The 20899-nt window shown below is 61.7% G+C and carries 18 protein-coding genes; 8 read left to right on the forward strand and 10 right to left on the reverse strand.

Going from position 1 to position 20899, the window contains the following annotated elements:
- Nucleotides 1-60: 60 nt before the first annotated feature.
- Entirely contained in the window at nt 61-1272 is a 1212-nt protein-coding gene (fabV, locus tag AC3B5Q_RS21845) for an enoyl-ACP reductase FabV (RefSeq protein WP_003251642.1), read from the reverse strand.
- Nucleotides 1273-1573: 301 nt separating this feature from the next.
- Between fabV and AC3B5Q_RS21850 the strand changes: the two genes are divergently transcribed.
- Nucleotides 1574-2752: an acetyl-CoA C-acetyltransferase gene (locus AC3B5Q_RS21850; protein ID WP_274119445.1), complete on the forward strand. Its 1179-nt coding sequence runs from the start codon at nt 1574-1576 to the stop codon at nt 2750-2752.
- A gap of 585 nt (nt 2753-3337) precedes the next feature.
- Here the strand turns inward: AC3B5Q_RS21850 and AC3B5Q_RS21855 are convergent.
- Nucleotides 3338-4162 carry a 5-methyltetrahydropteroyltriglutamate--homocysteine methyltransferase gene (locus tag AC3B5Q_RS21855; RefSeq protein ID WP_028698126.1) on the reverse strand — a complete coding sequence of 275 codons (825 nt, stop codon included), beginning with the start codon at nt 4160-4162 and terminating at the stop codon, nt 3338-3340.
- Between the two features lie 230 nt (nt 4163-4392).
- On the opposite strand from AC3B5Q_RS21855, the gene AC3B5Q_RS21860 reads away from it, so the two are divergent.
- Nucleotides 4393-5880: a methylenetetrahydrofolate reductase C-terminal domain-containing protein gene (locus AC3B5Q_RS21860; protein ID WP_021784289.1), complete on the forward strand. Its 1488-nt coding sequence runs from the start codon at nt 4393-4395 to the stop codon at nt 5878-5880.
- On the opposite strand, the gene yjiA is transcribed toward AC3B5Q_RS21860, so the two are convergent.
- The 3 genes from yjiA to AC3B5Q_RS21875 form a co-directional block, all read right to left on the reverse strand.
- Complete coding sequence (gene yjiA / locus AC3B5Q_RS21865) at nt 5840-6817, reverse strand: GTPase (RefSeq protein ID WP_021784290.1); 978 nt, start codon at nt 6815-6817, stop codon at nt 5840-5842. The two genes, AC3B5Q_RS21860 and yjiA, sit on opposite strands and share 41 nt — an antisense overlap.
- 77 nt (nt 6818-6894) lie before the next feature.
- Nucleotides 6895-7092, reverse strand: a complete 198-nt coding sequence (locus AC3B5Q_RS21870; RefSeq protein WP_003251633.1) for a YbdD/YjiX family protein — start codon at nt 7090-7092, stop codon at nt 6895-6897.
- A gap of 17 nt (nt 7093-7109) precedes the next feature.
- A complete protein-coding gene (locus tag AC3B5Q_RS21875) occupies nt 7110-9176 on the reverse strand; it encodes a carbon starvation CstA family protein (RefSeq protein WP_021784291.1) in 2067 nt (688 codons plus the stop codon).
- Nucleotides 9177-9353: 177 nt separating this feature from the next.
- On the opposite strand from AC3B5Q_RS21875, the gene AC3B5Q_RS21880 reads away from it, so the two are divergent.
- Both AC3B5Q_RS21880 and AC3B5Q_RS21885 read left to right on the forward strand, forming a co-directional pair.
- Nucleotides 9354-9716, forward strand: a complete 363-nt coding sequence (locus tag AC3B5Q_RS21880) for a PilZ domain-containing protein (protein ID WP_021784292.1) — start codon at nt 9354-9356, stop codon at nt 9714-9716.
- Between the two features lie 263 nt (nt 9717-9979).
- Nucleotides 9980-11497: a nucleobase:cation symporter-2 family protein gene (locus tag AC3B5Q_RS21885; RefSeq protein ID WP_021784293.1), complete on the forward strand. Its 1518-nt coding sequence runs from the start codon at nt 9980-9982 to the stop codon at nt 11495-11497.
- Nucleotides 11498-11532: 35 nt separating this feature from the next.
- On the opposite strand, the gene radA is transcribed toward AC3B5Q_RS21885, so the two are convergent.
- Nucleotides 11533-12903, reverse strand: a complete 1371-nt coding sequence (gene radA / locus AC3B5Q_RS21890) for a DNA repair protein RadA (protein ID WP_003251626.1) — start codon at nt 12901-12903, stop codon at nt 11533-11535.
- Between the two features lie 176 nt (nt 12904-13079).
- On the opposite strand from radA, the gene mscL reads away from it, so the two are divergent.
- Nucleotides 13080-13499, forward strand: a complete 420-nt coding sequence (gene mscL / locus AC3B5Q_RS21895) for a large-conductance mechanosensitive channel protein MscL (protein WP_021784294.1) — start codon at nt 13080-13082, stop codon at nt 13497-13499.
- A 58-nt stretch (nt 13500-13557) separates the two neighbouring features.
- Here mscL and AC3B5Q_RS21900 read toward each other — a convergent pair whose 3' ends face one another.
- A complete protein-coding gene (locus AC3B5Q_RS21900; RefSeq protein ID WP_028698125.1) occupies nt 13558-14334 on the reverse strand; it encodes a ferredoxin--NADP reductase in 777 nt (258 codons plus the stop codon).
- A 215-nt stretch (nt 14335-14549) separates the two neighbouring features.
- On the opposite strand from AC3B5Q_RS21900, the gene AC3B5Q_RS21905 reads away from it, so the two are divergent.
- Together AC3B5Q_RS21905 and AC3B5Q_RS21910 are read left to right on the forward strand one after the other, a co-directional pair.
- On the forward strand, nt 14550-15257 hold the full coding sequence (locus tag AC3B5Q_RS21905) for an autoinducer binding domain-containing protein (RefSeq protein ID WP_021784296.1): 708 nt from the start codon (nt 14550-14552) through the stop codon (nt 15255-15257).
- A 96-nt stretch (nt 15258-15353) separates the two neighbouring features.
- Complete coding sequence (locus tag AC3B5Q_RS21910; RefSeq protein WP_021784297.1) at nt 15354-16478, forward strand: methyltransferase; 1125 nt, start codon at nt 15354-15356, stop codon at nt 16476-16478.
- An 85-nt stretch (nt 16479-16563) separates the two neighbouring features.
- Here AC3B5Q_RS21910 and AC3B5Q_RS21915 read toward each other — a convergent pair whose 3' ends face one another.
- From AC3B5Q_RS21915 to AC3B5Q_RS21925, 3 genes are read right to left on the reverse strand one after another with little or no spacing between them, the layout of a single operon-like run.
- The gene (locus tag AC3B5Q_RS21915) at nt 16564-16719 is read right to left on the reverse strand and encodes a DUF2474 domain-containing protein (protein ID WP_016713451.1); all 156 of its coding nucleotides are present in this window, start codon (nt 16717-16719) and stop codon (nt 16564-16566) included.
- Nucleotides 16720-16728: 9 nt separating this feature from the next.
- Nucleotides 16729-17736: a cytochrome d ubiquinol oxidase subunit II gene (gene cydB / locus AC3B5Q_RS21920; RefSeq protein WP_003251612.1), complete on the reverse strand. Its 1008-nt coding sequence runs from the start codon at nt 17734-17736 to the stop codon at nt 16729-16731.
- Nucleotides 17737-17739: 3 nt separating this feature from the next.
- On the reverse strand, nt 17740-19176 hold the full coding sequence (locus tag AC3B5Q_RS21925) for a cytochrome ubiquinol oxidase subunit I (RefSeq protein WP_021784299.1): 1437 nt from the start codon (nt 19174-19176) through the stop codon (nt 17740-17742).
- Between the two features lie 343 nt (nt 19177-19519).
- On the opposite strand from AC3B5Q_RS21925, the gene AC3B5Q_RS21930 reads away from it, so the two are divergent.
- Nucleotides 19520-20740 carry an MFS transporter gene (locus AC3B5Q_RS21930; protein ID WP_021784300.1) on the forward strand — a complete coding sequence of 407 codons (1221 nt, stop codon included), beginning with the start codon at nt 19520-19522 and terminating at the stop codon, nt 20738-20740.
- The last annotated feature ends 159 nt before the right edge of the window (nt 20741-20899 follow it).

Genomic DNA, 20899 nt, shown 5'->3' on the forward strand with positions numbered 1-20899 from the left:
CAGGGGGAGAACCTGTGGGAGCGGGCTTGCCCGCGAAGAGGCCGGTACAGGCTTACCCGATTACAGCTCGACGCAGTCGAACTTCACATCGGTGGCCACGTCTTCGTCGTAGTTGACGTCAGCGCGCTCGAAGCCGAACAGGTTGAGGAACTGCTTCTTGTAACCGGCGTAGTCGGTCAGCTCGAACAGGTTCTCGGTGGTCACCTGTGGCCACAGGGCCTTGCAGGCGTTCTGCACGTCGTCACGCAGCTCCCAGTCATCCAGACGCAGGCGACCCTTCTCGTCGACTTCTGCCGGCGCACCGTCGGTACGGTACATACGGTCGCGGTACATGCGGTCAAGCTGGTCCTGGGTGCCTTCGTGAACACCTTTCTCCTGCATGATCTTGAAGACCATCGACAGGTACAGTGGCATCACCGGGATGGCCGAGCTGGCCTGGGTAACCACCGACTTGAGCACCGCCACATTGGCGCCGCCTTTCACTTCACCGGCCAGCTTCTGGTTCAGACGCAGGGCGGTTTCGTCCAGGTCCTGCTTGGCCTGGCCCAGTGCACCGTGCCAGTAGATCGGCCAGGTGATATCGCTGCCGATATAGCTGAAGGCCACGGTGCGAGCGCCTTCGGCAAGTACATTGGCGCCAGCCAGCGCATCGATCCACAGCTGCCAGTCCTGGCCACCCATGACGGTGACGGTGTCGGCAATTTCCTGCTCGGTGGCCGGCTCGATGCTGGCCTCGATGATGGTGTCCTTGTTGGTGTCGATGGCGGTCGACTTGTATGGCTGGCCGATCGGCTTGAGTGCCGAGCGGATGACTTCACCGGTCTGCGGCAGCTTGCGCACGGGCGAAGCCAGCGAGTAGATGACCAGGTCGACCTTGCCACCCATTTCGTTCTTGATCAGCTCGATGACCTTGGCGCGGGCTTCGTCGGAGAAGGCGTCACCGTTGATCGACTTGCTGTACAGGCCCTCGGCCTTGGCGAACTTGTCGAAGGCGGCAGCATTGTACCAGCCAGCAGTGCCGGCCTTGGTCTCGGTGCCTGGTTTTTCGAAGAACACGCCCAGGGTGTCGGCCTTGAAGCCGAAGGCCGCCGTGATGCGGGCAGCCAGGCCGTAGCCGCTGGAAGCACCGATGACCAGGACCTTCTTCGGGCCATCCTCGCGTACGCCCAGCTTGCGGGTGGCTTCGATCTGGTCACGGACGTTGAGCTCGCAGCCCTTCGGGTGAGTCGTGGTGCAGATGAAACCGCGAACCTTAGGATGAATGATGGCCAATGTCTGTACCTCGTCAGGTTTATGCCGGGGAAGCGCCGCTTGGGGCGATTCCGATTGATCAGAGGGTGAGACTACCCCCGCAGGTTATCCGACACATATTACGGGGTGATCAGAGGGATGCAAAACCAGAGTTCTTATGTGCAGGAGGCTCACAGCTGCACGGAATCCAGATTGGCTGGTTAGAACCTTCGCGACCCATTGATTTGTTTTTCACATCAATCCGAAAGAAAAACAAACTTAACAAATAAGCCAAACACGCCGATGCTGGCGGCACTACGCCCATTGCACGGAGAACAACAACATGAACGACGTGGTGATCGTCGCCGCAACCCGTACCGCCATCGGCAGCTTCCAGGGCGCCCTGGCCACAGTGCCTGCGGTCGACCTCGGCGCCGCCGTGATCAAGCAACTGCTGAAACAAACCGGGCTGGACCCGGCGCAGGTCGATGAAGTCATCCTCGGCCAAGTGCTCACTGCCGGTGCCGGTCAGAACCCGGCACGCCAGGCGGCGATCAAGGCTGGCCTGCCCTTCAGCGTACCGGCTCTGACCCTGAACAAGGTCTGCGGCTCGGGCCTCAAGGCCCTGCACCTGGCCGCCCAGGCGATCCGCTGCGGCGATGCCGAGGTGGTGATTGCCGGTGGCCAGGAAAACATGAGCCTTGCCCCCTACGTGATGCCCTCGGCCCGTACCGGGCAGCGCATGGGCCATGGCCAACTGATCGACAGCATGATCACGGACGGCCTGTGGGATGCCTTCAATGACTACCACATGGGCATCACTGCCGAAAATCTTGTGGACAAGTACGGCCTCAGCCGTGAGCAGCAGGATGCCTTTGCTGCCGAGTCGCAGCGCAAGGCAGTGGCGGCGATTGAGGCCGGCCGTTTCGACGCTGAAATCACCCCCATCGTGCTGCCGCAGAAAAAGGGAGAGCCCAAGGTTTTTGCCCGTGACGAGCAACCACGCCCGGACACCACCGCCGAGTCTCTGGGCAAACTGCGCCCGGCCTTCAAGAAGGACGGCAGCGTTACCGCAGGCAATGCCTCCAGCCTGAACGACGGCGCCGCCGCCGTGCTTTTGATGAGCGCAGCGAAGGCCGAGGCGTTGGGCCTGCCGGTGCTGGCGAAGATCGCCGCCTATGCCAGTGCCGGGGTAGACCCCGCGATCATGGGTATCGGTCCGGTTTCGGCGACCCAACGTTGCCTGGACAAGGCCGGTTGGCAACTGGCCGAACTGGACCTGATCGAAGCCAACGAAGCCTTTGCCGCCCAGGCGCTGGCCGTGGGCAATGCGCTGGCATGGGATGCCGAGCGGGTTAACGTCAATGGAGGGGCGATTGCCCTGGGCCACCCGATTGGTGCTTCCGGGTGCAGGGTGCTGGTGACCCTGCTGCACGAAATGATCAAACGGGATGCCCGGAAAGGCCTGGCGACCTTGTGCATTGGCGGTGGGCAAGGGGTGGCGTTGGCCATCGAGCGCTGATTGATTCAAGCAGACCCGGCCTCTTCGCGGGTGAACCCGCTCCTACACTGATCGGTGACGGACACACATCGGTGATCGGGCGCAGGCCGTTGTAGGAGCGGGTTTACCCGCGAAAGGGCCGGGCCTGCTGGCCAATTTCCACCAGCCGTTCACTGGTGCAGCCGCCATCGTATTCGCGGGTAAACCCGCTCCTACACTGGTCGGTGGTGGACACACATCGGTGATTGCACGCAGGCCGTTGTAGGAGCGGGTTTACCCGCGAAGAGGCCGGGCCTGCTGGCCAATTTCCGCCAGCCGTTCACTGGTGCAGCCGCCATCGTATTCGCGGGTAAACCCGCTCCTACACTGATCGGTGACGGACACACATCGGTGATTGCACGCAGGCCGTTGTAGGAGCGGGTTTACCCGCGAAAGGGCTGGACCTGCTGGCCAATTTCCACCAGCCGTTCACTGTTGCAGCCGCCACCGTATTCGCGGGTAAACCCGCTCCTACACTGGTCGGTGGTGGACACACATCGGTGATCGGGCGCAGGCCGTTGTAGGAGCGGGTTTACCCGCGAAGAGGACGGCACAGGCAGCAATTGATCAAGCCGCGACTCGGTCCTGCTCCAGCGAAGCGGCCAGCACCGCCACTTCCTGGCACTTCTGCACGGCCAGGTCCACTGGGCTTTCCAGCAACGAACAGGCCGGCGCCAACCACAGCCGCTCACCCAGGCGCTCATGGGCCTCGTGCAGCAGCCCCAAGGTTTTGCCCAGATCGCAAGGCGAAGCGTTGCGACCGTCGACCAGGCCCAGCGACAGTACCTTGTAGGCAGGCAGGCGGTCGAGAATGGTCTGGTACTGCTCGGGCGCCTGAACCAGGTCGACGTGCAGGCCATCGACCGGCAGGTTGGCGGCCAGGCCGAGGTTGCCTTCGAGGCCACCGAAGTACGTGGCGATCAGCTTCTTCAACGGTGCGCGTTGAAGGATGTTGTAGACGCGTTCATAGGCATTCTTCCAGTCCTGAGGCAGGTCCTGGGCGAGGATTGGCTCATCGATCTGCACCCATTCAACGCCCAGGGCGGCCAGGCGGTTGAGGAGTTGGTCATACACGGGCAGCAGGCGGTCAAGCAGCTCCAGTTTGTCGAAGTCACCGTCCAAGGACTGACCCTGCCACAGGTAGGTCAAGGGGCCGATCACTACCGGCTTGACTGCATGACCCAGAGCCTTGGCGTGCTCCACTTCTTCGAACAGTGGTTCCCAGTTCAGCACGAACGGCTGATCGCCAGCACTAAGCACGTGGCTGTCCCAGGCGAAGTCGCCGACCGGCAACAGCTCGATGCCGGCGTCTTTCTGCACCTGCCAATGGCGGGCACGCAGCTCGCGGTCACGGCCGATGTGTGGAAAGCCCAGGTTATGTGCCAGTGCCATGTCTTGTCCCTTCAGCATGCTTGAATGAATGAGGGGGATTCTCCAGCTGGTGGGGGTATTGAGACAAACTCATTAAATTTGAGATGAACCCAAGAAATCTTCATGATCATGCTGTCATGAACTTCGCGCTCCCATGTCTCATTCAGATCACCACCTTGCGCATCCGGACATGACCCGACTCGCCTTCTGTCGCACAATGCCACCCTGACCACACCAGGTGCCCGGCCAACATGAGCCTGCTGAAAACCGCCCTGCGCGAAAAGAACTTCGTCTGCGTCATGGAGTTCGTCCCCAAACCTTCCGCAGAACGCTTTGCCGCCATGGAAGCGATCATGGCCCGTGCGCACCTGTGCGGCTGGCCTATGACCGTGGCCATCGGTGATCGTGTCGGCAGCCCGCTGGACATGTCACCGCTGGACGCCCTCGCCTCGTTCAGCAACCCGGTGCCTGCCCTGCCGCATTTTTCAGGCAAGGATCGCGAACGCCACCACCTGCTCGCCCAACTGCAGCGCATGGACGCCGCCGGCCTCGACCAGCTGTTACTGCTGACTGGCGACCGCCTGCCCGGCCATGAACCTGGCCAGCGCCCGGTGCGTTATCTGGAATCGGTCGCCGCCCTGCAGATTGCCCGCCAGGCCTGCCCGCACTGGCTGCTGGGCGCGGCGCTGAACCCGTTCAAGTACCACGAGGAAGAAGGCGGCGCCCAGTATTTCAAGGCCGAGAAAAAGCTGGCAGCGGGGGCTGACTTCTTCACCTTGCAGCTGGGCTTCGATGCCGCCAAGCACCAGGAAGCCATACACTGGATGTACCGCCAGGCCTCACCCAAGCCCATGCTGGCCTGCCTCATGAGCCTCACCCACGGGCGCGCGACGATGCTCGACCACGTGGCCGGCGTCACTGTCACGCCCTCCATGCGCGACATGCTTGAAGCGGAGACGGCGCAGTCCAAGGCCTTTGCCCAGGCACGCAGTGTTGACCGCCTGGCCCTGCAGATTATCGGTACAAAGCTGATGGGTTACGCCGGAGTGCACCTGTCAGGGGTTCACACACTCGAACAGCTGCTGGCCCTGGAGGCCCGTATCGAGCACTGGCAAACCCAGCTTCAGTCCCTGGAGCAATGGACACCGGCCTGGCACGCCAGCTGGCAGATGCCCGGCCTGCCAGCGGTAACCTTCCATCCGCCACAGGCGGGCTGGCGCCTGGGCGAGTCACGGGTCGATGCCTCTTTCAAGGAAAAAGCCCGCTATCACCTGATGCATGGCATGCATTCACTGCTGTTCAGCCGGCGCAACGGCCTGAGCAAAGCCTTCGGTTGGGCAGTGCGCCAGCCTCTGTGGGCAACACGCGCTGGCGCACAAGTGCTGCACACGCTGGAGCGCAGTGTGAAGCGCCCGCTGGTGGGTTGCGACACCTGCGGCCGTTGCCGCCTGGAAGACACCTTGTACACCTGCCCGGAAACCTGCCCTAAAGGCCTGGCCAATGGCCCTTGCGGCGGAACCGCCCTGAACCGCTGCGAGTTCGGCGACCGCGAGTGCATCCACAGCATCAAATACCGCACCGCCAAAGCCGTGCGGCAAACCGCTGTGCTGACCGAGCGCCTGATCCCGTGCATCGAGGTCGAAACCCGCCACCGCAGCTCATGGCCGCAGTGGTTCGCAGGGCAGGCACCGCAGCGGCTCAGCCCGCAGCCATTGCCTCGAAGCCAGCCCGAATCGTAGCCTCGGGCAGTTCATCGGCAATGAACACCATCACGCTCTCGCGCGCTTCGCCTGCGGCCCACTCGGCGTCCCAGTCGAAGCCATAAAGCTTGAGCACGCCCTGGAACACCAGCTTGCGCTCCTCGCCGGCAATGTTCAGCACGCCCTTGTAGCGCAGCAGCTGTTTGCCGTGGGTTTCCAGCAGCTCGTTCATGAAGCTGCTAAGGCGGTCGATATCCAGCGGGGCTTCGGTACGCAGCACCATCGTGGAAATGCGGTCCGGGGTGGCAGGCTTGAGCACGGGTCGCAACATCGGTTTCAGGTTTACCCCAAGGTCAGGGTTGAGGTTGAAACCGCGTACATCCAGTAGTTCAGCCAGGTCGATGCAGCCGTGTTCGACCACTCGGATCGCAGCCCTGCTATTGATGCGGGCCAGGCGTTCGCGCAGGGCTTCAACCGCAGCTGGCTCGACCAGGTCGGTCTTGCTCAGCAGCAGACGATCGGCAAAGCCGACCTGGGCCTGAGCAATGGTCTGGGTCAAGTGCAGTTCGGCATGCGCGGCATCGACGAGGGTGATGATGCCATCGAGGATGTAGCGCTCACGCAGCTCCTCGTCGATGAAGAACGTTTGCGCTACCGGCGCAGGGTCGGCAAGGCCGGTGCATTCGATCACCAGGCGATCGAAGGCAATCTCCCCGGCATCCAGGCGTTCAAGCAGCAGGTAAAGAGCGCGGGTCAGGTCGCCATGGATGCTGCAGCATACACAACCGTTGGCCAAGGTCATTACCTGTACCGGCTGATCACCCAGCAGTTGGCTGTCGATGCCCGCCTCGCTGAATTCGTTTTCAATCACAGCGAGCTTCAGGCCATGCTCGGCCTTTAGCATGTGCCTGAGCAAGGTGGTCTTGCCGGCACCGAGGAAGCCAGTGAGGACGGTTACGGGAATGGGCGTCTGCACGCAAAAATACTCCTGAATCTGAAATGACTGTGGGAGCCGGTTACCCAGGCTCCCACAGGTTTACACGTACCGCAGGCTCAACAGCACTTGGGCCCGGATTTGCCACCGTAACGTGCTTCCTGGCGTTCGCGGAAGAACGCCTCGTAGCTCATCACCGGCTTGTCCGGATGCGTTTTCTGCATGTGTTCGACATAGTTGTCGTAGTCGGGCATGCCGACCATCAGGCGGGCTGCCTGCCCCAGGTATTTTCCCAGTCGACCCAAGTCGTTGAACATGATTGCAGTCCTCTCGATTACGCGTCAGGCAGCGCCTGGAACGGGGTTTCCTTGTCGCTGCGCTCCTTGCGGCCCAAGGCGACGTAGCCGACCTTGATGGCGAAGAACAGGATGCTGAAGACCACCAGCAGGAACAAGATCGTCAGGCCCGCGTTGGTGTATGCGTTGAAGATCACGTGCTGCATCTGCCCGATGTCCTTGGCCGGGGCCAGTACCTGGCCGGCGTCCAGCGCAGTGCTGTACTTCTTGGCCAGGGCCAGGAAGCCCACAGCCGGGTTCGGGTCAAACAGCTTGATCAGGCCTGCAGCCGTGGTGCAGATCAACAGCCACACAGCCGGCAGCAGGGTGACCCAGATGTATTGCTGACGCTTCATCTTGATCAACACCACAGTACCGAGCATCAAGGCGATACCGGCCAGCATCTGGTTGGAGATACCAAACAGCGGCCACAGGGTGTTGATGCCACCCAGCGGGTCGATTACCCCTTGGTACAGCAGATAGCCCCAGAGTGCCACGCAGCCAGCGGTGGCGAGCAGGTTGGCCCCCCACGAATCGGTGCGTTTGAGCGCCGGCACGAAGCTGCCCAGCAGGTCTTGCAACATGAAGCGCCCGGCACGGGTGCCGGCGTCCACCGCGGTAAGGATGAACAGCGCCTCGAACAGGATCGCGAAGTGGTACCAGAAGGCCATGGTGTTTTCACCTGGCAACACCTGGTGAAGGATCTGCGCGATACCGACCGCCAGGGTTGGCGCACCGCCGGCACGGGCCAGGACGGTGTGCTCGCCAATGTCACGGGCGACCGCTTCGAGCTGCTCAGGTGTAATCAGGAAGCCCCAACTGCTGACCGTCTGCGCTACCGACACAACATCGGAACCGACCACGGCAGCCGGGCTGTTCATGGCAAAGTACACGCCCGGCTCGATCACCGAGGCCGCAACCATGGCCATGATGGCGACGAACGATTCCATCAGCATGCCGCCGTAGCCGATGTAGCGGGCGTTGGTTTCGTTATCCAGCAGCTTCGGCGTGGTCCCCGAGGAAATCAGCGCGTGGAAGCCGGACACCGCACCACAGGCAATGGTGATGAACAGGAACGGGAACAGGGCACCCTTCCACACCGGGCCCGTGCCGTCGGTGAACTGGGTCAGCGCCGGCATTTTCAGCTCGGGCGCGATGATCAGGATACCGATGGCCAGGCCAAGGATCGTGCCGATCTTGAGGAAGGTCGACAGGTAGTCACGCGGCGCCAGTACCAGCCATACCGGCAGCACGGCGGCGACAAAACCGTAGCCCACCAGCATCCAGGTGATCTGCACGCCAGTGAACGTGAACGCCGGGCCCCACACCGGATCCGCAGCGATCACGCCTCCCAGCCAGATGGAGGCCAGCAGCAGTACCACGCCAACGACCGAGATTTCGCCAATACGGCCCGGACGGATGTAGCGCATGTAGATGCCCATGAACATCGCGATCGGGATGGTCGCCATCACCGTGAACATGCCCCATGGGCTTTCGGCCAGTGCCTTGACCACGATCAGCGCCAGCACCGCAAGGATGATGATCATGATCAGGAAGCAGCCGAACAGGGCGATGGTACCGGGGATTCTGCCCATCTCCTCGCGCACCATGTCGCCCAGTGAGCGGCCATTGCGGCGGGTAGACATGAACAGGACCATGAAGTCCTGCACCGCACCGGCCAGCACCACGCCGGCAATCAGCCACAGCGTACCGGGCAGGTAGCCCATTTGCGCAGCCAGTACCGGCCCGACCAAGGGGCCTGCGCCGGCGATGGCGGCGAAGTGGTGGCCGAAAAGAATGTGTTTGTTGGTCGGGACGTAGTCCAGGCCGTCGTTGTTGAGCACCGCCGGGGTGGCACGGCGCGGGTCGAGTTGCATCACCTTGGTGGCGATGAACAGGCTGTAGTAACGATAGGCGACCAGGTAGATGGCCACCGCCGCGACCACGATCCACAAGGCGTTGATCGCCTCGCCGCGACGCAGGGCAACCACACCCAGTGCGCAGGCACCTATGACTGCCAGCGCCAGCCACGGAATATGGCGTAGCAGGCTATTATTGTTGTTCATGGTTAGCTTCCAGCTGGTGGATTGGAAAGACCGCCCACCGAGTCTAGGGCCAGTCAAGCGGCATTGCCACACTTGCTTTGTTCTAGAGCCTCTGCGGCCACATTGCAGCACCTGATGCACGTGCAACTCTAACTATAGTCAGGACGACACCTGATGATCTATTCGAGGATCCATGCCATGAGCGATCACGACGAACGCCGCCGCTTTCAACGCATCGACTTCGATGCCCCCACCGAGCTGCGCCAGGGGCTGAACTGCTGGCCTGCAAAACTGCTGGACCTTTCACTCAAAGGCTTGCTCATTGAACGCCCGGCAGATTGGGATGCCGACCTGACGCAGGACTTCGACGCCATCATTCACCTGGGCGACGATGCCCGCGTGCAGATGCAGGTCGAACTGCGCCATGAAGAACCGGACCGTCTGGGCTTCATCTGCCTGTACATAGACCTCGACTCGATGAGCCATTTGCACCGTCTTGTGGAATTGAACGTGGCTGACAGCACCGAAATGATGCGTGAGCTGCGCGAACTCATCGAATAATGGAATCTCTTAGCTAGCTAATAGCCTTCCCGCCTGGTGTTTCTTGTCTACCCAGACAGCTTTAAGCCTGGGTAGCGTTGCTTTGTACACACCCCTCTAATACAGCTTCTGCCAAGTTGGTACGCCTTCTGCATTGGGTTCTAGCACGCCCTGCGGCCGGATCTGTTCGCGCTCCGATCAAAATATTGTATACAATTTTTGTAGCAATCATTTGTAGGAAGTGTCTACAGTAGCGGCACAACAATAAACAGAGAGCCTGCTCCATGACTACGTCCCCTAGCACGTCTCCCGCCAAGCGACCCGAGGATGAAAACCTCGGCCTTGGTGCCAACCTGGCCTATGGTCTGCAGCATGTGCTGACCATGTATGGTGGAATCGTCGCAGTACCCCTGATCCTGGGGCAGGCCGCGGGCCTGAATGGTGCCGAAATCGGCATGCTGATCGCCGCCTCGCTGTTTGCCGGTGGCCTGGCCACCCTGCTGCAGACCCTTGGCCTGCCGTTCTTCGGTTGCCAGTTGCCACTGGTACAAGGCGTGTCGTTCGCCGGTGTGGCGACCATGGGGGCGATTCTGAGCAGCGAGGGTGGCGGTGGCCTGCCTGGGGTGCTCGGGGCGGTCATGGCAGCGTCGCTGATCGGCTTTCTGATCACGCCGGTGTTCTCGCGCATCACCAAGTTCTTCCCGCCGCTGGTGACCGGCATCGTCATCACCACCATCGGCCTGACTCTGATGCCGGTTGCCGCACGCTGGGTGATGGGTGGCAACAGCGCCTCGCCGGAGTTCGGTAGCATGGCCAACATCGGCCTGGCCGGGCTGACCTTCGCCATCGTGCTGCTGCTCAGCAAGCTTGGCAACGCAACCATCTCACGGCTGTCTATCCTGCTGGCCATGGTGGTCGGCACGCTGATCGCCTGGGCATTGGGCATGACCGATTTCAGCAAGGTCAGCGAAGGCCCGATGTTCGCCTTCCCCTCGCCGTTCCACTTTGGCATGCCAGAGTTCCACATCGCCGCGATCCTTTCGATGTGCATCGTGATCATGGTGACCCTGGTGGAAACGTCGGCCGATATCCTCGCCGTGGGTGAGATCATCGACACCAAGGTGGACTCCAAGCGCCTGGGCAACGGCCTGCGCGCCGACATGGCATCTAGCATCCTGGCGCCGATTTTCGGTTCGTTCACCCAGAGCGCGTTCGCCCAGAACGTTGGCCTTGTGGCGGTGACCGGGGTCAAGAGCCGCTACGTGGTGGCTACCGGCGGCGTGATTCTGGTGGTACTCGGCCTGCTGCCAGTCATGGGCCGGGTGATTGCTGCCGTGCCTACCCCGGTATTGGGCGGCGCCGGTATCGTGCTGTTCGGCACCGTGGCGGCCAGCGGTATCCGCACCCTGTCCAAGGTCAGCTACAAGAACAACGTCAACCTGATCATCGTCGCGGCCTCGCTGGGCTTCGGCATGATCCCGATTGCCGCGCCGACCTTCTACCACCACTTCCCGAACTGGTTCGAGACCATCTTCCACTCCGGCATCAGCTCGGCGGCGATCATGGCCATCCTGCTGAACCTGATCTTCAACCACTTCACCACCGGCAACTCGGAAAACCAGTCAGTGTTCGCTGCAGCCTACGAGCGGACCATCCAGTATTCGGACATTTCCGCGCTGCGTGATGGGGACTACTTCAAGGATGGCAAGCTGTTCGATGCCGAGGGTAACGAAGTGCCGATGCTGGAACTGGACGAGCATGGCAATGAAACGGTCAGGCGCACGGCCGTTGCCGAGCACTGACTGATTGCAGGAGCGAGCTTGCTCGCTCCTGCACACTATTCGAACAATGCATCCAGCGCCTGTTCCAGGCGGGTAACGGCAATCACCTGCAACCCCGCCGGCGCTTCTTTCGGCGCATTGCCCTTGGGTACGATGGCACGCTTGAAGCCGTGCTTGGCCGCTTCCTTCAAGCGCTCCTGGCCACTGGGCACCGGCCGTACCTCGCCCGACAAGCCAATCTCGCCAAACACCAGCAGACCATGGGCCAGTGGCCGGTTACGCAGGCTGGACATCACCGCCGCCAGCAGCGCCAGGTCCGAAGCCGTTTCCAGCACCTTCACCCCGCCGACCACGTTGAGAAACACATCCTGGTCATGGGTCGGGATGCCGCCATGACGGTGGAGTACCGCCAACAACATGGCCAGGCGGTTCTGATCCAGGCCCAAGGTCACCCGCCGCGGGTTGGCCAGATGGCTATCGTCGACCAGCGCCTGCACCTCGACCAGCATTGGCCGGGTCCCCTCCCAGGTTGCCATCACCACGCTCCCCGGCACCTCTTCCTGAGTACGGTTGAGGAAGATCGCCGACGGGTTCGATACCTCCTTGAGGCCACGATCGGTCATGCCGAACACGCCCAGTTCGTTGACCGCGCCAAAGCGGTTCTTGACCGCCCGCAGCAAGCGCAGACGGCCATCGGACTCACCTTCGAAATACAGCACAGTGTCGACCATGTGCTCCAGCACCCTCGGGCCAGCCAGCGAGCCTTCCTTGGTCACGTGGCCGACCAGAAAGATTGCCGTACCGCTTTGCTTGGCGTAGCGCACCAGCAACGCTGTGCTTTCGCGCACCTGAGCCACGCCGCCCGGGGCCGATTGCAACTGCTCGGTGAAAATGGTCTGGATCGAGTCGATCACCATTACCCTCGGCTTCTCGACCCGCGCCGTGGCAATGATCGTCTCGATGCAGGTTTCGGTCATCACCTTGAGCTGGTCCTGAGGTAGCCCCAGCCGCCGGGAGCGCATGGCCACCTGCTGCTGCGACTCCTCCCCTGTGACATACAGTGCCGGCATGCCCACGGCGATGTTGCACAAGGTCTGTAGCAAAATGGTCGATTTGCCGATGCCGGGGTCACCGCCGATCAGCACCACCGAGCCATCCACCAGGCCGCCGCCCAGCACGCGGTCCAGTTCGGTGCTGCTGGTCGTGAAACGCGGGATTTCCTCAACACTGACTTCGGCCAGGGTCTTGATCTGCGCCTGCTGTCCCGTCCAGCCAGCGCGGCCACTGCTGGGTGCAGCAGCGCCGCCGCTTTCGATCATGGTTTCGACCAGGGTGTTCCAGGCCCCGCATTCGCCGCACTGGCCAGCCCATTTGGGGAAAGTCGCGCCGCATTCGGTGCAGCCATACAAGCGCTTGGCCTTGGCCATGGGTGGGGTCTCCTGGAAAAATTCGCCATGATAGCCGAGCAGGACGTGTCTCGAACGCCTCGGGATGCGACAAAACTATTCGTTCTAACTGCAGTCAGTAGCCCTGAACACAACGCATGAAGCGTTTTAGTGGCTTACACTGCCTTAACCTTACCTTTTGTTACAAGGAACCAAACATGGGCATGCTCAACGAGTTCAAGGCTTTCGCAGTCAAAGGCAATGTCGTCGACATGGCGGTCGGTATCATCATCGGCGCGGCCTTCGGCAAGATCGTCTCGTCCTTCGTCGGCGACGTGATCATGCCGCCACTGGGCCTGCTGATCGGTGGCGTGGACTTCAGCGACCTGGCCATTACCCTGAAGGCTGCCGAAGGTGACGTGCCAGCGGTGATGCTGGCGTATGGCAAGTTCATCCAGACCGTGATCGACTTCGTGATCGTGGCCTTTGCCATCTTCATGGGCGTGAAAGCAATCAACAAGCTCAAGCGTGAAGAAGCCGTGGCGCCGACTACGCCGCCTGTGCCTTCGGCTGAAGAGACGCTGCTGACCGAGATCCGCGATTTGCTCAAGACGCAGAACCAGAACCGCTTGCCTTGAAATTGCCGGGGCCGTTGTGGGAGCGGGCATGCCCGCCCCCACAACGGCCCCAATAGTCTTACCAGTAGTTCTCGACTGCTACCTGCCCGGGCCGCTTGCTCAGGCTCAGTTGCAGGTCTCGCGCCTTGAGGACCTTGCGGGTTTCGTCGATCATTTCCGGGTTACCGCAGAGCATCACCCGCGAATGCTCTGGTGACAGTTCAAGCCCCGCCGCCTTCTCCAGCTCGCCATTCTCGATCAACGTGGTAATGCGCTGATTCAACGCACCCGGGTGCTGTTCACGGGTCACCACGGGAATGAACTGCAACTTGCCCGCGTACTCAGCCAGATAATCGCGCTGTTCCAGCCCGGCAATTTCATCCACATAGGCCAGTTCCTTGGCTTCGCGCACTGAATACACCAGCTTGATGCTGTCGAAGCGCTCCCAGGCTTCGAAGTCCTGCAGGATCGACATAAAGGGCGCGATGCCGGTACCGGTAGCCAGCAACCACAGGTCACGACCACCGACGAAGCGGTCGAGGGTGAGGAAACCGAACGCCTGGCGGTCGATCAGCAACGTATCGCCTGCCCCCAAACGGCTCAACTCACTGGTGAACTCACCACCTGGCACCACGATGGAAAAGAAATCCAGATACTCATCATGAGGCGCGCTGACCATGGAATAGGCGCGCCACACCACGCTACCATCGGCCTTGGTCACACCTAGCCGGGCGAATTGGCCGGAACGGAAGCGGAACCCCGCATCGCGCGTGACCCGCAGGCTGAAGAGGTTCGGCGTCAGTGGCTGAACATCGAGCAGTGTCTGGCGGGTGAACTTTTCGGCGCTAGCGGTCATATCGGGCTCCAGGGTTGGCGTGTGCACAGTGTCGCCTAAAGTGGCCAGGATAAAAACCACCGCTTTGTAGGGCCTCATGAAGTGCAATCGGGCCAAAGTCGCAGAAATTCCTGATCGCTATAACAAAAAATTCCCAACAGGATGGTAGGTCTTTTCCTACAATCTTCCGGGTACTCAAACGGATTGGATTCTGCGCGCATCAAGGAGTGCTTCAGATGTATCACTGGAAACCTGAACATCTTCATGCATTCGTCAGCGAACGCAGCCCACAAAAGCTATTCGACATCGCAGTCCATCTGGCTCGGGACCTGGACATGGATTACCTTGGGCTGAACATCCGCATTCAGATCGCTACGCAAACGCCAAAGCTGTACCTCTACAGCAACTACCCAAGTGAGTGGATCGAGCGCTACCAGCGCGACGACTTCTACAAGCAGGACCCGGCAGCGAACCTGAGCCACAGCTCCACGACACCGGTGCTCTGGACCGATGAACTGTACAAGGAAGCCCCGCAATTTCGCGAAATGGCCTGCCAGCATGGCCTGCGCCACGGCTGGACACAGTCGCTTCACGATCAGCAGCACAACGAAAGCCAGATCAGTGTCGCTCGGCCAAACGGCCACATCGATGCGTTCGAGCTGTACGACAAAGCCGGTAGTGTGCAGTGGCTGTGCCACACCCTTCACGCGGTACTGGGCGAGCACCACCTGAACGCGCTGTGCCCACCGCAACCGAAAATGAGCGAGCGTGAACTGGAAGTGCTGAAATGGTCTGCCGCCGGCAAGACCGCTGCCGATGTTGCCTGCATCCTCTCGCTGTCGCAAAGCACGGTCAACTTCCATATCCGCAGCGTGATCACCAAGACCAATGCAGCCAACAAAGCCGGAGCCATCGCCATTGCCGCCTTGCGTGGCTGGATCTGACCTTCAAACCTGCGACCTTGGGCAAAGCCCTGTAGAATCGTCCGGCAAAGCCCGGCGCGAACCGCAGCGGGCAGTTTCGTACCCGAGCCAGACGCCATGCCCCTGTTGACCACCCCCTACGCCGAACTCGACCTGATCCGCCAGCCGGAGCAGGCCAACGACCCGCTGCAGGCTTTCGATGCCGCCGACGAGTACCTGCTTGCGCAGTTACACGATCAGGCACCTGACGCCAATTGCCGGGTACTGGTGCTCAATGACAGCTTCGGTGCCCTGGCCGCAAGCCTTGCGGGCCAGCTGCAGGTGGTCAGCAGCGGTGACTCGCACCTGGGGCACCTGGCCCTGGAAAAAAACCTGGCGCGCAATGGCCTGCCATTCGACAGTGTCCCGTTCGTACCAGCCAGCCAACACTGGCAAGGCCCGTTCGACCGGGTGCTGGTGCGTGTACCCAAGACCCTGGCCCTGCTCGAAGAACAACTGATCCGCCTGCAAGGCCAGCTGGCCCCCGGTGCGCAGGTGATTGCCGGGGCGATGATCAAGCACCTGCCACGGGCGGCCGGCGACCTGATGGAGAAGTACATCGGCCCCGTACAGGCTTCGCTGGCGCTGAAAAAGGCCCGCTTGCTGACAGCAACGGTTGCCGAGCGGCCGCACGCCAAGTCCCCCTACCCTAGCCGCTACCGCCTCGACGTGCCGGCACTGGAATTGGTCAACCACGCCAACGTGTTCTGCCGTGAAGGCCTGGATATTGGTACCCGGGCATTCCTCCCTCATCTGCCACGCGACCTTGGCCGTGCACGGGTGGCTGACCTGGGCTGCGGCAATGGCGTACTCGCGATTGCCAGCGCCCTGGCCAACCCGGACGCCGAGTACACCCTGGTCGACGAGTCGTACATGGCGGTGCAATCAGCACAGGAGAACTGGCAGTCCGCGTTGGGCGAGCGCCCGGCGACCTTCGTCGCGGCCGATGGCCTGGCCGGGCTGGAGAAACAGTCGCTGGACGTGGTGCTGTGCAACCCGCCGTTCCACCAACAGCAGGTGGTCGGTGATTTCCTGGCCTGGCGCATGTTCCAGCAGGCGCGTGAAGCGCTGGTGGTAGGCGGGGCGCTGTATATCGTGGGTAACCGGCACCTGGGCTATCACAGCAAGCTGGCGCGGTTGTTCCGCGGCGTTGAGCAGGTGGCGGCTACGCCCAAGTTCGTAATCCTGAAAGCCCGCAAGTAGGAGCGGGCTTGCCCGCGAACACCGGCAACGCCGGTGCCATCTAGCGCGTTGCCTGCTTCGCGGGCAAGCCCGCTGCCGCTCTTTATCAATGTGTGGTCAATCCCGCCGCCCCCATGAACAGCCGCATCACCCAGGCCGCCACACCCAGCGCTGCCACGCTCATCGCCCAGATCAGCAACAGCCAACCCAGTCGCTGCCACAGCGGTTTCTTTTCTTCCAAGCCATGCTTGCCAGTCATCATGCGGCCCTCCTAGTGATAGCCGTCTTCGTGGGTCACCTTGCCGCGGAACACGTAGTAGCTCCAGAAGGTATACATGAGGATAAACGGCAGGATGAACAGGGTACCCACCAGCATGAAGCCCTGGCTTTGCGGTGGCGCTGCGGCATCCCAGATCGAGATCGACGGCGGGATGATGTTAGGCCACAGGCTGATTCCCAAGCCGCTGTAGCCAAGGAAGATCAATACCAGAGTGAGCAGGAACGGCGTGTAGTGCGCGTTGCGCGCCACCGCTTTGAGCAACCCGTAGAACGTCACCAGCACCAGCAGCGGTACCGGCATGAACCAGATCAGATTGGGCATGCTGAACCAGCGGTCGGCAATCTGCGGGTAGGCGATTGGCGTCCACAGACTGACGATACCGATCACCACCAGCAGCACCAGCGCCAGCGGCCGGGCCATATCGTGCATCTTCTGTTGCAGCGGCCCTTCGGTCTTCATGATCAGCCAGGTACAACCCAGCAGGGTGTAGGCCACGATCAACCCCAGCCCGCAGAACAGGCTGAACGGTGTCAGCCAGTCCAGGGTGCCACCGGCAAAATGCCGGTCGACCACCTTGAAGCCCTCCAGGAACGCGCCAAGCGCCACGCCCTGGAAGAAGGTGGCGATCAGCGAACCCCAGATGAAAGCCTTGTCCCAGATGTGCCGCTTGTCGGCCTTGGCCTTGAAGCGGAACTCGAAGGCCACGCCTCGGAAAATCAGGCCGATCAGCATCAGGATCAGGGGCAGGTACAGGGCCTCAAGGACCACGGCATAGGCCATCGGGAAGGCCCCGAACAGTCCGGCACCGCCCAGGATCAACCAGGTTTCGTTGCCATCCCATACCGGCGCGACAGTGTTCATCATGACATCACGGTCCTGCTCGCCCTTGACGAAGGGGAAGAGCATGCCGATCCCCAGGTCGAATCCGTCCATCACCACGTACATCATGACGCCGAAGATGATGATCACGGCCCAGATCAGTGGAAGGTCGATACCCATGGTTCAGTTCCCCTCGTTCAGGCTGGCAGAGGTGGCCTCGCGGCCATCATCGGCGGCGGACAAAGGCCGTGCCGGCGTGCGTTTCTGGCCTGGGCCTCCCGGTGTGTGCTCGTCACCCTCGCCGGTCTGCGGCCCTTTGCGCACCAGGCGCATCATGTAGCCAAGGCCGGTGCCAAACAGGGCGAAGTACACCACCACGAACGCCACAAGGGTGAAGCCGAGCTGGGCGTAACTGTGGTTGGAAACACCGTCCGCCGTGCGCATCAGGCCGTACACCACCCAGGGCTGGCGGCCAATTTCGGTGGTGAACCAACCGGCCAGTAGCGCGACCAGCCCGGATGGGCCCATCCACAGCGCCACATACAAGAACGGTCGCGAACTGTACAGCGTGCCGCGTTTGCGCAACCACAGGCTCCACAGGCCGACGAAGATCATCAGGAAACCAAGCCCGACCATGATCCGGAACGACCAGAATACGATGGTCGAGTTAGGCCGGTCCTCGGGCGGAAACTCCTTCATCGCCGGCACCTGCTTGTCCAGGCTGTGGGTCAGGATCAGGCTGCCGAGCGCCGGGATCTCGATCTTGAACCGGGTAGTCTCGGCCTTCATATCGGGAATGCCGAACAGGATCAGTGGAGTCGGCTCACCGGGCACGTTCTCCCAATGGCCTTCGATCGCGGCAATTTTTACCGGCTGGTGCTTGAGTGTATTGAGACCGTGGAAATCGCCGATCACTGCCTGAATCGGGGCGACGATCAGTGCCATCCACATGGCCATCGACAGCATCTTGCGAACGGCCGGGTTGTCACGCCCGCGCAGCAGGTGCCAGGCCGCCGAGGCACCGACGAAGAACGCGGTGGAAACGAACGCAGCAGTGGCCATGTGCATCAGGCGGTAGGGGAAGGAGGGGTTGAACACCACCGCAAACCAGTCCACCGGCACCACCCGACCATCGATGATCTCGTGACCTTGCGGGGTTTGCATCCAGCTGTTCGAGGCGAGAATCCAGAAGGTCGAAACCAGCGTACCGAGCGCTACCATCACCGTGGAGAAGAAGTGCAGACCACGGCCGACGCGGTTCCAGCCAAACAGCATGACGCCCAGGAAGCCGGCTTCGAGGAAGAACGCGGTCAGTACTTCGTAGGTGAGCAGCGGGCCGGTGACGGCGCCGGCAAAGTCGGAGAAGCGGCTCCAGTTGGTGCCGAACTGGTAGGCCATGACCAGGCCGGAGACGACGCCCATGCCGAAGTTGACGGCGAAGATCTTCGACCAGAAGTGATAGAGGTCACGGTAGACCTGGTTGTGGGTCCGCAGCCATAGGCCTTCGAGGACTGCCAGGTAACTGGCCAGGCCAATGGTGATGGCCGGGAACAGGATGTGGAACGACACGGTAAAGGCAAACTGCATTCGGGCGAGCTCTAAGGCCTCTATTCCGAACATGGTGCTTCCTCTTCAGATAATCCGGCGTCCGGGCTTGTGGCCCCAGTCGCCCACTGCCCCCACTGGGTCGAGTACGGCGTGTTGGAATTGTTCTGTTCGATCGCAGGGATTCCGGCCAGACGGCCATTTCTTTGATCTGGAACGATTGACCCAGATCAATGAATGCTAGGAAGCATAGTCCCGAATGGCCCGGTGGGCCGTGTGGTGGATTGCCGCGTGACCTGTTGCCTCACCCTCTTTAATCAACAATAGAAAAGTGCCGCCCCGTGCAAACAGTAACTGTTTGTTACAAACAGATGATACGCTGCGCCCCCCTCTACTGCGCCGAGGCCCCTGGTTTCCGATGTCCGATTCCGCACCGCAGTTGTTGCGTCACCATCGTCCTTTTCTGGCCTTCTGGCTGGCTCGCGTGTTCACCGCCAGCGGCTTCCAGATGCTCACCGTGGCCATCGGCTGGCACCTCTACCAATTGACCGGCAACGTACTGGACCTGGGCCTTGTCGGCCTGGTCGAGTTCGCCCCACGGGTGCTGTTCATGTTGCACACCGGCCATGTCGCCGACCGCTATGACAGGCGCAAGGTCGCCGCCCTGTGCCAGAGCCTTCAGGGCCTGATTGCCCTGGCGCTGGCGCTGGGCAGTGCCACCGACAACGTCACCCGCGAACTGATCTTTGCCCTGGCCTTCCTGCTCGGCGCCAGCCGCTCGTTCGAAATGCCGGCAACCCAGGCGCTGTTGCCCAATGTGGTACCGGCCGGGCTGTTCCCGCGGGCGGTGGCGGCGTCGGCCTCGGCCACCCAGTCGGCGACCATCGTGGCGCCGGCGGTGGGTGGTTTCCTGTATGCCTTTGGCAGCATGTGGGTGTACGGCCCGACGGTGGCCCTGTACGCCATTGCCTGCGTACTGACCCTGAGCCTGCAGGCGCGTGGCCAGGTCGCCCAGCGCGGGCGCGCCAGCATCGAATCGCTGCTGGCTGGCATCCGCTTCATTCGCAGCCGGCCCGACATCCTCGGCGCCATCTCGCTCGACCTGTTCGCCGTATTGTTGGGCGGGGCCACCGCGTTGCTGCCGGTATTTGCCAAAGACATCCTGCTGACCGGTCCGATGGGGCTTGGCCTGTTGCGCTCGGCGCCAGCGGTGGGGGCGTTGCTGATGTCACTCTGGCTGGCGCGCTTCCCGTTCCAGCGCAACGTCGGGCGGACGATGTTCACTGCGGTCGGCGTGTTCGGCGTGGCGACCATCGCCTTCGGCCTGTCGACCTCCTTCTGGTTCTCGCTGGCAGTACTGGTGGTACTGGGTGCGGCAGACATGATCAGCATGGTCATTCGCAGTTCGTTCGTACAGCTGGAGACACCGGATGAAATGCGTGGGCGGGTGAGCGCAGTGAACGGCTTGTTCATCGGTGCCTCGAACCAGCTCGGCGAGTTCGAATCGGGGGTGACCGCGCACTGGTTTGGTACAGTGCCGGCGGTGGTGCTGGGCGGGGTGGGCACCTTGGTGGTGACCGGGGTGTGGATAAAACTGTTCCCTACCCTGGCCAAGCGGGATCGGTTGCATAGCGGGTGATCGTTACCTGTGCCAGCCTTTTCGCGGGCATGCCCCGCCTACAGGGGACCTTACCCGCGAAGAGCAAGAAAAACCCATTCCCCAACGGCCATAGGCCCCCGCCATGCATGCTGGTATGATGCGCGGCTTTTTTCCTCCCCACACAAAACCACGGCATCC

This window comes from Pseudomonas sp. D5(2026) (assembly GCF_057766845.1).

Bases quoted from the DNA above. Each gene is read 5' to 3' on its own strand.
- AC3B5Q_RS21860 (WP_021784289.1), top strand. From the start codon at position 4,393: ATGAGCCTGCTGAAAACCGCCCTGCGCGAAAAGAACTTCGTCTGCGTC.
- AC3B5Q_RS21900 (WP_028698125.1), bottom strand. From the start codon at position 14,334: ATGACCGCTAGCGCCGAAAAGTTCACCCGCCAGACACTGCTCGATGTT.
- AC3B5Q_RS21925 (WP_021784299.1), bottom strand. From the start codon at position 19,176: ATGTTCGGAATAGAGGCCTTAGAGCTCGCCCGAATGCAGTTTGCCTTT.
- AC3B5Q_RS21910 (WP_021784297.1), top strand. From the start codon at position 15,354: ATGCCCCTGTTGACCACCCCCTACGCCGAACTCGACCTGATCCGCCAG.
- AC3B5Q_RS21905 (WP_021784296.1), top strand. From the start codon at position 14,550: ATGTATCACTGGAAACCTGAACATCTTCATGCATTCGTCAGCGAACGC.
- AC3B5Q_RS21850 (WP_274119445.1), top strand. From the start codon at position 1,574: ATGAACGACGTGGTGATCGTCGCCGCAACCCGTACCGCCATCGGCAGC.
- cydB (WP_003251612.1), bottom strand. From the start codon at position 17,736: ATGGGTATCGACCTTCCACTGATCTGGGCCGTGATCATCATCTTCGGC.
- AC3B5Q_RS21875 (WP_021784291.1), bottom strand. From the start codon at position 9,176: ATGAACAACAATAATAGCCTGCTACGCCATATTCCGTGGCTGGCGCTG.
- radA (WP_003251626.1), bottom strand. From the start codon at position 12,903: ATGGCCAAGGCCAAGCGCTTGTATGGCTGCACCGAATGCGGCGCGACT.
- AC3B5Q_RS21915 (WP_016713451.1), bottom strand. From the start codon at position 16,719: ATGATGACTGGCAAGCATGGCTTGGAAGAAAAGAAACCGCTGTGGCAG.
- AC3B5Q_RS21880 (WP_021784292.1), top strand. From the start codon at position 9,354: ATGAGCGATCACGACGAACGCCGCCGCTTTCAACGCATCGACTTCGAT.
- AC3B5Q_RS21885 (WP_021784293.1), top strand. From the start codon at position 9,980: ATGACTACGTCCCCTAGCACGTCTCCCGCCAAGCGACCCGAGGATGAA.
- AC3B5Q_RS21870 (WP_003251633.1), bottom strand. From the start codon at position 7,092: ATGTTCAACGACTTGGGTCGACTGGGAAAATACCTGGGGCAGGCAGCC.
- mscL (WP_021784294.1), top strand. From the start codon at position 13,080: ATGGGCATGCTCAACGAGTTCAAGGCTTTCGCAGTCAAAGGCAATGTC.
- AC3B5Q_RS21855 (WP_028698126.1), bottom strand. From the start codon at position 4,162: ATGGCACTGGCACATAACCTGGGCTTTCCACACATCGGCCGTGACCGC.
- AC3B5Q_RS21930 (WP_021784300.1), top strand. From the start codon at position 19,520: ATGTCCGATTCCGCACCGCAGTTGTTGCGTCACCATCGTCCTTTTCTG.